At 65.0% G+C, this 14,922-nt stretch carries 12 protein-coding genes and 2 tRNA genes; 3 read left to right on the forward strand and 11 right to left on the reverse strand.

Going from position 1 to position 14,922, the window contains the following annotated elements:
* Positions 1-85: 85 nt before the first annotated feature.
* Positions 86-394, reverse strand: a complete 309-nt coding sequence (locus Q4G14_RS08840; protein ID WP_303361377.1) for a phosphoribosyl-ATP diphosphatase — start codon at positions 392-394, stop codon at positions 86-88.
* Positions 391-1,152 carry an imidazole glycerol phosphate synthase subunit HisF gene (gene hisF / locus Q4G14_RS08845; protein WP_303361378.1) on the reverse strand — a complete coding sequence of 254 codons (762 nt, stop codon included), beginning with the start codon at positions 1,150-1,152 and terminating at the stop codon, positions 391-393. Before hisF ends, Q4G14_RS08840 begins: the two co-directional genes overlap by 4 nt.
* A gap of 168 nt (positions 1,153-1,320) precedes the next feature.
* Between hisF and Q4G14_RS08850 the strand changes: the two genes are divergently transcribed.
* A complete protein-coding gene (locus Q4G14_RS08850; RefSeq protein WP_303361379.1) occupies positions 1,321-3,810 on the forward strand; it encodes an FAD-dependent oxidoreductase in 2,490 nt (829 codons plus the stop codon).
* A 6-nt stretch (positions 3,811-3,816) separates the two neighbouring features.
* On the opposite strand, the gene Q4G14_RS08855 is transcribed toward Q4G14_RS08850, so the two are convergent.
* The 6 genes from Q4G14_RS08855 to uvrA all read right to left on the reverse strand — a co-directional run bounded on the left by Q4G14_RS08855 (position 3,817) and on the right by uvrA (position 10,486).
* Positions 3,817-4,428, reverse strand: a complete 612-nt coding sequence (locus tag Q4G14_RS08855) for a TetR/AcrR family transcriptional regulator (RefSeq protein WP_303361380.1) — start codon at positions 4,426-4,428, stop codon at positions 3,817-3,819.
* Positions 4,429-4,695: 267 nt separating this feature from the next.
* Positions 4,696-4,770 (reverse strand) — tRNA-Gly (locus tag Q4G14_RS08860).
* Positions 4,771-4,856: 86 nt separating this feature from the next.
* Positions 4,857-6,200 carry an esterase-like activity of phytase family protein gene (locus Q4G14_RS08865; protein WP_303361381.1) on the reverse strand — a complete coding sequence of 448 codons (1,344 nt, stop codon included), beginning with the start codon at positions 6,198-6,200 and terminating at the stop codon, positions 4,857-4,859.
* Between the two features lie 134 nt (positions 6,201-6,334).
* Positions 6,335-6,409, reverse strand: a tRNA-Gly gene (locus Q4G14_RS08870).
* A 94-nt stretch (positions 6,410-6,503) separates the two neighbouring features.
* Complete coding sequence (locus Q4G14_RS08875; protein WP_303361382.1) at positions 6,504-7,568, reverse strand: 3-keto-5-aminohexanoate cleavage protein; 1,065 nt, start codon at positions 7,566-7,568, stop codon at positions 6,504-6,506.
* The gene (uvrA, locus tag Q4G14_RS08880) at positions 7,565-10,486 is read right to left on the reverse strand and encodes an excinuclease ABC subunit UvrA (protein ID WP_303361383.1); all 2,922 of its coding nucleotides are present in this window, start codon (positions 10,484-10,486) and stop codon (positions 7,565-7,567) included. The genes Q4G14_RS08875 and uvrA overlap by 4 nt, the downstream gene beginning before the upstream one ends.
* Positions 10,487-10,636: 150 nt before the next feature.
* On the opposite strand from uvrA, the gene Q4G14_RS08885 reads away from it, so the two are divergent.
* Positions 10,637-11,095, forward strand: a complete 459-nt coding sequence (locus Q4G14_RS08885) for a hypothetical protein (RefSeq protein WP_303361384.1) — start codon at positions 10,637-10,639, stop codon at positions 11,093-11,095.
* A 163-nt stretch (positions 11,096-11,258) separates the two neighbouring features.
* Positions 11,259-11,801, forward strand: coding sequence for a hypothetical protein (locus Q4G14_RS08890; RefSeq protein ID WP_303361385.1), 543 nt, complete (start codon positions 11,259-11,261; stop codon positions 11,799-11,801).
* A gap of 421 nt (positions 11,802-12,222) precedes the next feature.
* Here the strand turns inward: Q4G14_RS08890 and Q4G14_RS08895 are convergent, their stop codons facing one another.
* Genes Q4G14_RS08895 through surE form a run of 3 tightly spaced genes read right to left on the reverse strand, consistent with a single transcriptional unit; the run spans position 12,223 to position 14,844 of the window.
* Positions 12,223-13,362: a LysM peptidoglycan-binding domain-containing protein gene (locus tag Q4G14_RS08895; RefSeq protein ID WP_303361386.1), complete on the reverse strand. Its 1,140-nt coding sequence runs from the start codon at positions 13,360-13,362 to the stop codon at positions 12,223-12,225.
* Positions 13,363-13,397: 35 nt separating this feature from the next.
* Complete coding sequence (locus Q4G14_RS08900) at positions 13,398-14,045, reverse strand: protein-L-isoaspartate(D-aspartate) O-methyltransferase (protein ID WP_303361387.1); 648 nt, start codon at positions 14,043-14,045, stop codon at positions 13,398-13,400.
* 4 nt (positions 14,046-14,049) lie between these two features.
* Complete coding sequence (surE, locus tag Q4G14_RS08905) at positions 14,050-14,844, reverse strand: 5'/3'-nucleotidase SurE (protein WP_303361388.1); 795 nt, start codon at positions 14,842-14,844, stop codon at positions 14,050-14,052.
* Between the last annotated feature and the right edge of the window lie 78 nt (positions 14,845-14,922).

A 14,922-nucleotide genomic window follows, 5' to 3' on the forward strand; every position in this document is an offset into this window, starting at 1 on the left:
AGCCCCCAACCCTATCCGCGCGGCGGTCGCCCCGCCCCGACCCCCGCCGGCCCCCCCCCCCCCCCCCCCGCTACCGCACCCCCTGCTACCGCGCTGCCTTTTCGGCGATGCCCGAGGTGCCCTCGCGCCGTTCCAGCTCGGCCTGCACATCAGCCAGCGTCACATCCCGTGCTGCCAGCATCACCAGCAGATGATAGATCACATCCGCCGCCTCAGACGTCAGGCGGGCGCGGTCGCCGCGCACGGCCTCGATCACGGCCTCGATCGCTTCTTCGCCGAATTTCTCGGCGCATTTTTCGGGGCCTTTGGACAGCAGCCTGGCTGTCCAGCTTTCGTCCGGGTCCGCGTCCTTGCGGGCGGCGATGGTGGCGGCAAGACGGTCAAGCGCGCTCATGTCAGCCTCACCGGGATGCCGGCGGCAGCCATATGAGCCTTGGCCTCGCCAATGGTATAGGTGCCAAAGTGAAAGATGGATGCCGCCAGCACGGCGGATGCGCCACCCTCGGTCACGCCCTCGACCAGATGATCCAGCGTGCCAACCCCGCCCGAGGCGATGACCGGGATATTCACGGCATCCGCAATGGCGCGCGTCAGCGGGATGTTGAACCCGGACTTGGTGCCGTCGCGGTCCATGCTGGTCAGCAAGATCTCGCCCGCGCCCCTGGCCTGCACGGTGCGGGCAAACTGAACCGCGTCGATGCCGGTGGGGCGGCGCCCGCCATGGGTAAAGATTTCCCATTTCCCCGGCGCGACCGTCTTGGCGTCGATGGCCACGACGATGCACTGGCTGCCGAACCGATCCGCCGCCGCCGCCACCACATCCGGGTCGGCCACTGCGGCCGAGTTGAACGACACCTTGTCCGCTCCGGCCAGCAACAGCGCCCGCACATCGCTGTGCGACCGCACGCCGCCGCCGACCGTCAGCGGCACAAAGCACTGTTCTGCCGTGCGCGTGACCAGATCGAACATGGTGCCACGGTTTTCATGCGTCGCATGAATGTCGAGAAAACAGATCTCGTCCGCGCCCGCCGCATCATAGGCTTTGGCCGCCTCGACCGGATCGCCGGCGTCGATCAGGTCAACGAAGTTCACGCCCTTGACCACACGGCCATCGGCGACATCAAGACAGGGAATGATCCGGGTTTTCAGCATGGTGCGGTGATAGCGCGGGCAGGCGCGCAGGGAAAGGGGGCAGGGCGACAGGCAAGCCCCGCAAGACATGTCGAATGTCGCATTCTGGCCGCAACCTGTCGCCTGCCCCTGTCGCGCGCGCGGACGGTCTGACAGAAAAAGACAATAGGCTGACAGGGGATTCGGACCATGAAGACACATGTAAAGGCGTTGGTGGTGGGCGGCGGTGCCGTGGGATGCGGGATTGCGCTGCATCTGGCGCGCGCGGGCTGGGATACGATGCTGGTCGAACGCGACGAACTGACCGCCGGGTCCACCTGGCACGCCGCCGGTCTGCTGCCGCTGTTCAACATGGGCTATGCGACCAGCCATATCCATGATTATTCGGTGAAACTCTACGCCGGGCTAGAGGCGGAAACCGGCCTGAACGCCGGTTTCGCGCGCGTGGGCAACCTGCGCATGGCGCAGACCGATGCGCGGATGGATGAATATATGCTGTATTCCGCCACCGCCGAAACCGTTGGCGTCGAACATGAATTCCTGACGCCCGCCCAGATCAGGGATCGCTGGCCGCTGGTGCGCACCGAAGACCTGAAAGGTGCGCTGTTCCACCCGACCGACGGCTATATCAACCCCGCCGATGTGACGCAGGCGATGGCCCGCGCCGCCCGCATGGCCGGTGCCTCGATCGAGCGCAAGATTCAGGTCAACGCCTATAAATGGACCGGCGATGAATGGATCGTGACCTGCGACCGCATGGTGGAAAAGGGCGGCAACCTTGTGCCCGCCAACGAACCGTTCGAGATTCGCGCCGAACATGTCGTCACCGCCACCGGCAACCACGCACAGCGCACCGCGCGCCTGCTGGGCATCAAGATCCCGGCGATCCCGGTCGAACATCAGTTCATCGTCACCGAACCCGACCCCGCGCTGTTGAAATGGCGGGCCGAGGGCAACCCCGAACACCCGGTCCTGCGCGATGCCGATGCGAAATGGTATGTCCGCGAAGAACGCGGCGGCTGGATTCTTGGCCCCTATGAACGCAATGCGCCCGCGCGGTTCATCTATGACGTGCCCGAAACCTTCCGCGCCGATCTGTTCCCGCTGGATCTGGAACGCATCGAAGAGGAATACATGTCGATGATCCACCGGATTCCGACCTCGGAAACCGTGGGTCTCAAGGATGATTTCAACGGCCCGATCTGCTATACGCCCGATGGCAACCCGCTGGTCGGCCCCGCGCCGGGCCTGCGCAACATGTGGCTGGCCGAGGGCTTCAGCTTTGGCATCACCGCCGCCGGGGGCACCGGCTATTATTTGGCGCAGATGATGACCCAGGGCGAGGCCGAAATCGACATGGCCAGCCTTGACCCGCGCCGCTTTGGCCGCTGGATGACCACCGATTATGCGGTGAAAAAGAACGAAGAATGCTATGAGCATGTCTTCATCCTGCATCACCCCGACGAAGAACGCCAAGCCGCGCGCCCGCTGCGCACCGCGCCCGCCTATGACCGCCAGATCGCGGCCGGGGCGCAGATGGGGCAGGTGAACGGCTGGGAACGCCCGAACTATTACGCGCCGCAGGGGTTCGATGACCATGCCGCGCGCAGCTTTCGCCGGGGCGGCTGGTGGCAATATGCGCTGGACGAGGCCAAGGCGCTTCGCGAAACGGCCGGCCTGATCGACGCTTCTGCTTTTGCCAAGCATCGCGTTTACGGCGCGGGGGCGACGGCGTTTCTGGACTGGTTCACCACCAACAAACTGCCCAAGGTCGGGCGCATCAACCTGACCTATGCCCTGACCGAAACCGGGACGACGCGCACCGAATACACCATCGTGCGACTGGCCGAGGATGATTACTATGTCATCTCTGCCGGGGCATGGGCCGATTACGATGGCGACAACCTGCGCAAACTGGCCGAGGAAATGGGCGGCGAATTCGGGCAGGTCATCATTCAGGACATCACCACGCAATGGGGCGTCTATGCGCTGGCCGGGCCGAACAGCCGCGCGATCCTGCGCGAACTGGTGCGCGACGCCGACCCCGACACGGTGCTGGGCAACAAGCGATTCCCGTGGCTATCGGTGCGCGACATCGAACTGGGCATGTGCCCCGTCCGCGCCATTCGCGTCGCCTATACCGGCGAATTGGGCTGGGAACTGCACTATCCCATCGAATTCGGCCGTTACCTGTGGGATGAACTGATTAAGGCGGGCGAAAAGCACGGGCTGAAACTGGTCGGCGCGCGGGCGCAGAACTGGCTGCGGCAGGAAAAATCCTATCGCGCCTTTGGCACCGAACTGGGCCGCGACGCCACCCCGCTTGAGGCCGGGCTGGATCGCTTTGTCGATCTGTCGAAATCCTTCAACGGCAAGGATGCGATGCAGGCCAAGGGCATCCGCTCGAAATGCGTCACGCTGCTGATCGACGGGCCGGATGATGCCGATCCGTGGGGCCGCGAGGGGCTGTTCCTTGACGGGCAGCGCGTCGGGCGGCTGACCTCGGGCGGGTATTCGGTGGCGTTCGGCAAACAGATCGCCATGGGCTATGTCCGCCCCGATCTGGCCGTGCCGGGCACGAAACTGAAGGTGCGCATGTTCCGCGAGCTGTGGGACGCCCAAGTGACCGAGGACAGCCCCTTCGACCCCGAAAACGCCCGCATCCGCGTGGACGGCTAAGGCGGCTTATTGCCCTGCTGCGGTCGGGTCTTCTGTCCGCAGCGAACCGAGAATGCCCATTTCCCGCATCAGATCGTCCAGTGCGGGCGCGCCAAAGGGCGGGGCCAGACTGTTGACCCGCTCGGCGCAGCCCAGCATGGCATAGCCGTGCGCAAGGCTCCAGATCATGGTTTCGATCATCACCGGATCACGCCCCTTGGTAAAGGGCGCCGCCGCGATCCGCAGCGGCTCGTAGGCGTATTGCATCGCACTGGCCAGATCGGGGTTGTCGCGGTCAACCTCGGTATGCACGAGCATCAGGTGAAACAGCGTGCCCTGATCCTGCGCGAACTGGCAATAGGCGCGGCCCAGATTGCGCAGCCGCTGGCGTGGCGCATCGGAATCGTCGGGCACCGGCTGATCCAGCGCATCGCGCAGGAATTTACCGAAATCGCGGAACGCCTTGATCGCAATGGCGGTGCGCAAGCCCGACAGCCCGTCGAAATGATGCGCCGGTGCGCCATGCGACACCCCCGCCCGCGCCGCGGCCCCACGCAAGGTCAGCGTTTCGCCCGACAGCAGAATCTGCATTCCGGCCTCAATCAGCCGCTCTGACAGGGGGAGAGTCAGGTTTTTCATTGTCATATCGTCCGTCGCTGCTGATTTTCTTGACATATGTGCCGCAATCCAGCAAAGGACAGGCGGTAGTTTACAATGTCAGATTTACCCGCATCCGGGTGGCAGGGGGATGCGAAAGGGACTGTTGCCTTTGTAACCAGTCCTGCCAACCATTTCCCAGACCGGGCGCGCCCCGTTGGTGGCATGTCTTTGCTGTCCGGCGGCATTATATGGGTCATCAGATCCCTGCCAACAAAAATGCCGCCCCGAAAGGCGGCGCGGCCCGAATGGAGCGGGCGATGAGATTCGAACTCACGACCCTAACCTTGGCAAGGTTATGCTCTACCCCTGAGCTACGCCCGCACTCCGTTTCGGTGGATCGGACATAGCCTCCGCCGCGGCGGGGTGCAAGGGGGGCAGCGCGAAAAAATCCGCGCTGCCCTGTGGTATCAGCGTGCCGCCAGCAATTCCGGCACGTTTAACAGGATGAACTCGTTATTCGCGGCCTCGCCCAGCTTGCGCCCGGCGGAAAACGGCAGATTGTTGTCGTTGGCGACCATGATCTGCGTGTCATTCACGGCCATCACATCTTCGATGGTAAAGAACGGAAAGGTGAACGGCCCGTCGCCCTGACGCGAGGTTTCCAGCCGCGCCAGCCCGTCCGGGTCGGCAATGTTCATCAGGTCGATATGACCGATGCGGCGCATAAAGCCATCGGCATCGCGGTCGGCGGTATCGACCAGCACGACGCGCTTGTGCAGCGCCGGCACCGGATAGCAATCCTGCGCCGGTTCGCCCGCGCATTGCAGCGACGGGTCGCCCTCACCATTGTCGCGTTCGATCACCAGCGCGCGGGTTTCGTCGATAAAGTTGAAATCGCCGATGGCGGTCGCCCCTTCGGCCAGCGCAAAGCGCGCCGTTTCGCCGGTCCATTCGCCCGCCGCCGGATCAAAGATCGGCACGCGCAGGAAATTGCCCTCGGGCTGACCATCCGCCCCAAGCAGCGGCTTTTCCAGCATCGCCCACAGCAGGTTGGTGCCGGGTTGCAGGGCCATGCCCTCATACCCGCCCGACCGCTGGCTTTGGAAATCGGTGCCGGGCGCGGCCGGAACGCGCAGGGCAGGGTGGTCGGGGCTGCGCAGCGGCTGGCCGTCGATCAGCGTCGGGTAAACGTCGATGATGCGCCCGTCCAGCCCGGCGCGGATCAGCCAGGGGCCGAACTCATCCCCGATCCAGACTTCATCGTTCAGCACCTGAATGCTTTCAGGGTCGAAATCCGCGCCGGTCAGATAGCGCGAATCGCTGCCCTCATAGGCGATGCGGAACGGCACCTTGTGGTCGGGGTCGTGCAGGAACACGGTTTCGTTGATCGCCACATCGCCTGATTCGAAATCCGGCGTCATGCGGTTGAACATCAGCAGCGCGTCGGGGCTGTTCGCTCTGGACCCAAAACCGTTGTCGATCAGCACATAGACCGAGCCATCATCCGCCCGGTTCATCGCAAAGCCGGAAAAGCCCTGAATCGGCTGGCCCAGAAACGGCAGGCTGATGCCGGTCGGGTGGCTGCCATAGGCCGCGCCGGTGTCGCCCGGTTTGGTCATCGGCTGGCGGTTGGGCGTTTCGCCGGTGAACTTGCCCGACACCCAGGCATCGCGCGGCGCGTCAGCGGGCGGGGCGGTCATCGTCATCGCCGGAACAAAGGCGTGCCCGGCCAGCGTGGCGGGAAAGGTTTCCTCGGCCAGCGCGGGGGCGGCGGTGGTCAGAACGGCTGCGGTCAGGAAAAGGTGGCGCATGATGATTCCATCGGGTTGTCGATGGGGCGGTTATGCGGCGCGTTTATGACGAAACCTGCGCAGTGTCGTGACAAGATGATGACAACCGGCACGCCGGCCGATAATCGCCTGACCAACACTGTCGGGAAAGAAACTGGAGCGGGCGATGAGATTCGAACTCACGACCCTAACCTTGGCAAGGTTATGCTCTACCCCTGAGCTACGCCCGCACTCCGTTTCGGTTTGGCGCGTTTAATCGCAGGATCGTCCGCGCGCAAGGGGGAAAATGCAGGTGCAGCATTTTTCCGTTTCCCCGGCGCGGAGTCATGCGACGGATTTGGCCAGCCACGCCGCCAGTGCGGCATCGTCCATCGCGGCCAGTTCCTGCGCCTCGTCCGGGTGTTCCAGATGGATCAGCGCCACGGCCTTGCCCGCGCGGGTGATGGCGACGAACTCGCCATCCTCGCTGCCGGCACCGCCGAAGGCCGCCGCATATCCCTGCGCCGCGATGGCACGCACCAGCCGTTCGGCCTGCGCCTCGTAGGCGGGCGAGAACCGTTCCCAGATTTCCACCGGCACATCGCCCGTCAGCCCCCAGGCGTGCGGCAGAGCGTCGGGGGTGCGAGGAAAGCTCGGGGTCATGGCGGGCCTTTCCGTGTCATGGGCGGGCGACGGGTCGTCAAGAATTTCGCGTGCGATGGCGACCTGTTGCGCATTGCCTGCCGGGGTGCCGTCGGGCGCGGTCAAGACGTCCTCTAACCCGATGCGCGCGGCCTCGCAGCCCCATATGCGGGCGCGGTTAACAAAGGGCCAAGCCGTGTGGTCAAAGCCGTGCAACAGCACCGGCAAGCCCGGCAGATCGCGGCGCAGACGCGCCAGCATTGCCTGCGCCAGCGGCCCGGCCTGTGGCAGATCGCCGTGGTCCATTTCGATCATCACCCGAACCGCGCCCGCAGCCGCATCGGGCAGGGATAACAGCCGGTCCAGATCGGCCATGCGGGCAAGGCCCAGCTCGATTCCCACCCCCAGACGCCGCATCAGCGCCATGACCGCAGGGGCATCCGGTTCGGACAGGTTAACGGAAACGTAATCGGGCTTTTCATCCCACGCCGCCATATCCCGCAGCCGCCCCCGCGCCGGGGCGATCCAGTCGCCGGTGCTGATGCCCACCGGCATCCCCGGCACGGCGCGTCGCACCGCGCGCAGATGCGCGGCGACAGTATCCGGGGCCAGCGTTTCGCGCCCGGCATCGTCGCGCGGGTGGATATGCAGGCAATCCGCGCCCGCCGCGCGGCAGGCCAGCGCATCCGCCGCAACCTGATCGGGCAGCAGCGGCAGAAGCGGAACCTCCGCCTGCCGCGCGCCGTTCAGCGCGGCTTGCAGGATCATTCGGCGGCGTCCTTGCGTCTGCTGTTGCGGCGCGGTTTTGCGGTGGCGGCTTGCGGCTGGATCACGTCATGGCCCCGCCGCTGGCGCGCGGCATCCAGCATCGGCGCAAGATAGCGCCCGGTGTGGCTGGCCGCGACGCTGGCCACGGTTTCGGGTGTGCCGACCGCCACCAACTGCCCGCCGCCGTCGCCGCCCTCGGGGCCGATGTCGATGATCCAGTCGGCGGTCTTTATCACGTCAAGGTTATGCTCGATCACCACCACCGAATTGCCCTGATCGACCAGTTCATGCAGCACTTCCAACAGCTTGCGCACATCTTCGAAATGCAGGCCGGTCGTCGGTTCGTCCAGAATATACAGCGTCCGGCCCGTGGAACGCCGCGACAGCTCCTTGGACAGCTTGACCCGCTGCGCCTCGCCCCCGGAAAGAGTCGTCGCCTGCTGGCCGACCTTGATATAGCCCAGCCCGACCCGCATCAGCGCGTCCATCTTTTCGCGGATCGAGGGCACGGCCTTGAAAAATTCCTGCGCGTCCTCGACCGTCATGTCCAGCACGTCGGCGATGGATTTGCCCTTGAACTGCACCTCCAGCGTTTCGCGGTTGTAACGCTGACCCTTGCAGGTTTCGCATTCGACATAGACATCGGGCAGAAAGTGCATCTCGATCTTGATGACGCCATCGCCCTGACACGCCTCGCAGCGGCCGCCCTTGACGTTGAAACTGAACCGCCCCGGCTTATAGCCGCGCGCCTTCGACTCGGGCAGGCCGGCGAACCAGTCGCGGATCGGGGTGAACGCGCCGGTATAGGTGGCCGGGTTGGATCGCGGAGTCCGCCCGATGGGCCGCTGGTCGATGTCGATCACCTTGTCCAGATGTTCCAGCCCCTTGATGGTTTCGCAGGGGGCGGGTGTCTGCCGGGCGCCGTTCAGGCGCAGGCTGGCGGTCTTGAACAGGGTCTCAATCGTCAGCGTCGATTTGCCGCCGCCCGAGACGCCGGTGACGCAGACAAAGCGGCCCAGAGGAAATTCGGCGGTCACGTCTTTCAGGTTGTTGCCGGTCGCGCCGACCACCGTCACCGCCTTGCCGTTCCCGGCGCGGCGTTCGCCCGGAACACTGATCTCGCGCGCGCCGGACAGATATTGCCCGGTCAGGCTGGCCGGGTCGGCGGTGATGTCGCCCGGCGTGCCGCGGCTGACGATGGTGCCGCCATGCACGCCCGCGCCCGGTCCCATGTCAAAGACGTAATCGGCATGGCGGATCGCGTCTTCGTCATGTTCCACCACGATGACCGAATTGCCCGCATCGCGCAGCCCCTTCAGCGTGTCCAGCAGCCGGTCGTTGTCGCGCTGGTGCAGGCCGATGCTGGGTTCGTCCAGCACATACAGCACCCCGGTCAGCCCGCTGCCGATCTGGCTGGCCAGCCGGATGCGCTGCGATTCGCCCCCCGACAAGGTGCCCGCCGCGCGGCTGAGCGTCAGGTAATCCAGCCCCACATTCACCAGAAACCCCAGCCTTTCGCGGATTTCCTTAAGGATGGGGCGGGCGATTTCGTTCTTTTGATTGGTCAGGCTGTCGGGCGCGGCCTCGACCCAGGCCAGGGCTTCGCGGATCGACAGATCCACGACCTGACCGATATGGCTGCCGCTGATCCTGACCGCCAAGGCTTCGGGCTTCAGGCGATAGCCGTTGCAGGTGCCGCAGGGGCGGTTGTTCTGGTATTTCTCGAATTCCTCGCGCACCCATGCGGAATCGCTTTCGCGCAGGCGGCGTTCCATATTGGGGATCACGCCCTCGAAGGCGCGGCTGATCTGATAGACCCGGCCCGCGTCGTCAAAGCGAAACTCGATTTCCTCGTTGCCGGAGCCGTGCAGGAACAGCCGTTTTACATCGGGCGACAGATCCTTCCACGGGGTTTTCTTGTCGAAGCCAAAGTGCTTGGCCAGCGCATTGATGGTTTGCGTCAGATAGGCCGATTTCGACTTGGCCCATGGCGCAATCGCCCCCTTGTCCACCGACAGGGCGGCATCCGGCACGATCAGCCGTTCGTCAAAGAACAGCTCCACCCCCAGCCCGTCACAAACCGGGCAGGCCCCGAAGGGCGCGTTAAAGGAAAACAGCCGCGGCTCGATTTCGGGGATGGTAAAGCCCGACACCGGGCAGGCAAAGTTTTCGCTGAAGGTGATGCGTTCGGGTTCCTCGGTCGCGGTTTCCAGAATGGCGATGCCATCGGCCAGATCCAGCGCGGTGCGCAGACTGTCGGCCAGCCGCGTGGCAATATCGCCGCCGGTGACGATCCGGTCCACCACCACGTCAATGTTATGGCGGAACTTTTTGTCCAGCACCGGCGGTTCGTCCAGCTCGTGGAACGCGCCGTTCACCTTGACCCGCTGAAAGCCCTGCTTGCGCAGTTCGATGAACTCTTTCTTATATTCGCCCTTGCGGTCGCGCACGATGGGGGCCAGCAAATAGGCGCGGGTGCCGGCGGGCATGGCCATGATCCGGTCCACCATGTCCTGCACCTGCTGCGCCTCGATCGGCAGGCCGGTGGCGGGCGAATAGGGGGTGCCAGCGCGGGCGAACAGCAACCGCAGATAGTCATAGATCTCGGTCACGGTGCCCACGGTCGAACGCGGGTTCTTGGATGTGGTTTTCTGCTCGATACTGATCGCGGGGGACAGGCCGCTGATGTGATCGACATCGGGCTTGCCCATCATGTCCAGAAACTGCCGCGCATAGGCCGACAGCGATTCGACATAGCGGCGCTGACCCTCGGCATAGATGGTGTCAAAGGCCAGCGATGATTTGCCCGACCCCGACAGGCCGGTAATCACCACCAGCTGATCGCGCGGAATGTCCAGATCCACGCCCTTCAGGTTGTGTTCGCGCGCGCCGCGCACCTCGATGAACTTCTGTTCCATGGCGTGTTCCTTTGACCCAAGCGCATCAGATAATGCGCGCGCAGACAAAAGCAACCGAAAATCAGGAACGAATGCGGAACAAAGCCGCGCTTTGTCGCGGCGGCATTTTTCGATATGTTTGGGTGGATACATCGAATCGAAAGGTGCCCGATGACCCGTCTGTTCGCGATCCTGATCTTGGCCGCCATTCCCCTTGCAGCCGGCGCCGATGCGGTGCTGACCGGTCCCAACGGCCTGCGCGTTGATCTGAGCGCCGACACGCTGGCCGCCATGCCGGTGCAAGAGGTCGAAACGGCTCACGCCAGCAGCCGGGGCGAGATGCGCGGCCAGTATCGCGGCGTGTTGCTGTGGGATGTGCTGGCCGCGCATACCGATCTGGATGCCGATCCGAAAGCGGCGCTGCGCCATACCATCCTTGTCACCGCGCGCGACGATCATCAGGTGGCCTTTTCGGTCGGAGAAATCCTGCCCGAGTTTGGCGCCCGCCCGATCCTGATCGGATTCGAGCTGGACGGCGCGCCGATCCCCGACGGGCTGCGCATGGTCGCGCCGGGCGACGAACGCGGCGCGCGCTATGTCAAGGATGTGGTCTCGCTCGACATCCGCTAGGCGGCGGGTTGCGGGCCGGGCGGCATCCTGCCCCAAGACATAGCCGCTGAACCTTGCAAATTCGTAAAGACCGGGCAGCATGGGGGCACAATGATCCGCAATTCTCGCGATACCCTGACAAATACCCGGCAGGACCTCAGCGCAGAAGAAGAGGAAGAAGATAATGTCGTGGGAATTCAGAGCATATAGGGGGTATGGCCCCCTGACCTATGGCATGACCCACGAGCAGGTCATCCAGCAGCTTGGCACACCGGAATCGATTGTGAACTCCTATGAGAGCATGCAGCATGCGCTCGACCCTGATGTCTTGGGCGAGCACTATATCGAGGTGCTCAAAACCCAGAACACGATGAGTTTCTCAGACTCGCCGACCAATAATCAGCGTCCCGAAGCCATATTCTCCGGCGATGAGCTGACAGCGTTTTTCCTACGCGATAAAAATGATACTCTTGTCATCAACGGAGTAAATGTGTGGGGCAGCGACAGGATTGCCATCATCCGGCAACTTGCCCAGCGCGAAAGCACAGTGTTGTTCAGCGGGTCGGATTACTATTTTGAATCTATCGGGGTGAGGATAACCGCACCAAGATTCTGGAAGAAGAACGGAAGCGTCGGCCTGTATTCGAGAAAAGGTTTTGACGAGGAAATGGATCTGGCCGGCCCTTATGAATACGCCCCGGGCGAGATCACGGGACAAGAAAGGTGATTGCTTCGCAAACTCTTCTCAGATCGACACGCCTGTTACGAATGGGCATCGCAAGAGGGTTCGGGGAATTAGATGGGTAAGCCCATAGCTCTGCTGGGCCACGCGCATACCTGCCCGATCCATGGCGGCGGTCCGGTGATGAACCCCGGGCAGACCCTCGTCCGGTTTAACGGCATCCGCTTGCCGTCGAGGATGGGCAGTGCGGCTGCCCCGGGTCGCCTCCGCAGCGAAGCCGCGCCTGTGCGGCCTATGCGCTTGGCTCTATCTGGCCGCGACACCGGCTGCGCTCCGGGTTATCGGCATCCTTGGGGTGCTGGTTGCGATCCGGCATCGCCCGCCCTCGCCCCGCCTGCCACAACAGCAACAACCACGCAGGCCGGTGAAGCCCGCGTAGCCATTGTTCCCCGGCGGGCTGATCGCCTTAGAACAGCCCTTCCGGGTCCACGCTGTCAAAGCCGCGCCGGATTTCGAAATGCAGCACCCCGCTGGTCGTGGATTTCCCCAAGGCTTGCCCCCGGCTGACCGCATCGCCGCGCGATACGGTCAGATCGTCCATCCCGGCATAGACCGACAGCATATCGTTTTCATGGCGCAGCACGACGATGGGCGTGCCCTCGGTGTCGCGGGTGATCGCGGCCACGCGCCCGCTGGCCGCTGCGTTGATCCGTGTGCCTGCGGGGGCGGCGATGTCGATGCCCTCGTTCCGGCCCTTGGCATAGGGGCGGATGATCGGCCCGTTCACCGGCATACTGAACCGGCCACGGGTTGAGGCCGCGGTGCGGGTCGCGCCCAGATCCGGGCCGGCGGGCGGCGGAGCCGGGGTCGCGGCGGCGGGCGTCTGTTCGGTCGGCAGCGCGCGCGACGCGGACGGAGGTTCAGGCGTGGGGCTGCCGGTGCCGGGGGCCGTGACGGTGCGGGTTTCCGCCCCGGCCTGCGCGGCGGTGGCTGCGGCGGCGGGCGCGGCCTGACCGGCAACGGGGATCAGCAGCCGCTGACCGGGCCGCAGGCTCATGTCAGAGGGCAGGCCGTTCCACGCCGCCAGATCGGCCACGCTGACGGAATAGCGCCGCGCGATGGACCACGCCGTTTCCCCCGTCGTCACCACATGCTGACGCGGCGCGGCGGCAGCGGGCGCAGGGGTCGGGGCAGGGGCCGCGCCTTGCTGCGCCGCCGGGGCCGCTGCCGTCTGGTTGCCGTAGCTGCCCGACCGCGCGGCGGGCTGGCCGGGCAGGGCGACCACCGCCCCGGCGTGCAGCGGCGCATTGGCGGCGATGGCGTTATAGCTGGCCAGTTGCGCCGCGTTCAGCCCCAGCCGCGCGGCGATGGCGGCAATGGTGTCGCCCTGCCGCGCCACGGCGACGCGGGTGTTCTGAAAGGTGATGACGCCCTGCGCATCCGGGGCCGGGCGCGCCTGCGCCGCCTGCGCGGCGGGCGCGGTGTTCAGCGCGCCGGGGATCATCCCGCGCAGGTCGATGTCCATGCCGCCGCTGCCCTGCCCGGTGCAGGACGCCAGAGCCGCCAGCCCGGCTGTCGCAGCCAAGGCCCTGAATGAAATGCGCATTTTACTGTCCTTTTCGCCTGTATCGCGGCCGGGGGTCATGTCTGGCCCAACCCCTCGACCAGCGGGACGAACCGCACCTGACGCAGCTCGTCATAGTCGAAGCCATCCTCGCCCCGGCGCACCCGGATCAGCGTCTGCACCGCATCCGACTGCCCCACCGGCACAACCATGATACCGCCGATCTTGAGCTGTGCCAACAGCGGCCCCGGCGGGTCTTCGGCGGCGGCGGTCACAAGAATGCGGTCGAAGGGCGCCTGATCGGGCAACCCGCGCGACCCGTCGGCCACCTGAGCGGTGATATTGCTCAGCCCCAGCCGGTCGAACAGCGCCTGCGCCTCGGCGACAAGGCGGCGATGGCGGTCGACGGTATAGACGCGGCGCACCAGCCCCGCCAGCACCGCCGCCTGATAGCCGGACCCGGTGCCGATCTCTAACACGGTGTCGCGCGGGCTGGCCTCCAGCGCCTGCGTCATCAGCCCCACGACCGAGGGCTGGCTGATCGTCTGCCCGCAGGGGATCGGCAGCGGCATGTCGTCATAGGCGCGTTCGGCGAACTGGCCGCGCACAAAGTCGCCCCGGTCGATCCGCTCCATCGCGGCCAGAACGCGCGGGTCCGTCACCCCGCGCGAGCGAAGCTGGAACAGAAACCGCATCTTGCGTTCCGAGGCGTCGTCACCCTCCATCCGCTCAGCCTTCGTTCAGCGCGGTCGCCGCGCCTTGCAGCGAATCGCGGCAGGTCAGATCGGCGCGCATCGGCGTCACGGCGATATAGCCGTCCAGATTGGCCGCCACATCGCTGCCGGGCGTGGCGCTGGTATTCTGCGGCCCGCCGGCGATCCACAGATACCGCCGCCCGTTCGGCGCATCGAAGGGCTGCATCGCAAAGCGCGACCCGCCCCGCCGCCCCTGCGGCGCCACCCGGATGCCGCGCACGGCACTGGCGGGCAGAGGCGGAAAGTTGATGTTGTAAAACAACGGAAAATCGGCGTCGCTGCTCCAGTCGTCGTGGTCCAGAATGGCGCGGACGACGCGGGCGCCATGCTGGCGCGCGGCCTGAAACGGATCGTCCAGCCCGGCGGTTTCCGGGCCAAGATACTGCGACAGCGCAATGGCGCGCACATCTTGCAGCGCCGCCTCCATCGCGCCGCCTATGGTGCCGGAATACATGACATTTTCGCCCGCGTTATTGCCGCGGTTCACCCCCGACAACACCAGATCGGGCGGGCAATCGGCCATCACGTCGGAAATTGCGGCCATGACGCAATCGGCGGGGCTGCCCTCGGCGGCAAAGCGGCGCTGACCCAGCCTGGCCACCATGGTCGGGTGCGAATAGCTGATGCAATGGCCGACGCCCGATTGTTCAAAGGCGGGGGCCACGGTCCAGACCTCGCCACCCGGCCCGGCGATTTCAGCGGCGATTTCGGCCAGAACCTCCAGCCCCGGAGCGTTGATCCCGTCGTCATTGGTAATGAGAATGCGCATCGCCGCCCCGTTTTGCTGTCACTTTACGTCTGATTAACGGTGCATGGTGTAGTCATCAAGGCACAGCGGGCGCAAAGC

The sequence above is a fragment of the Paracoccus sp. (in: a-proteobacteria) genome, assembly GCF_030538755.1.
Taxonomy (GTDB): Bacteria; Pseudomonadota; Alphaproteobacteria; order Rhodobacterales; family Rhodobacteraceae; genus Paracoccus.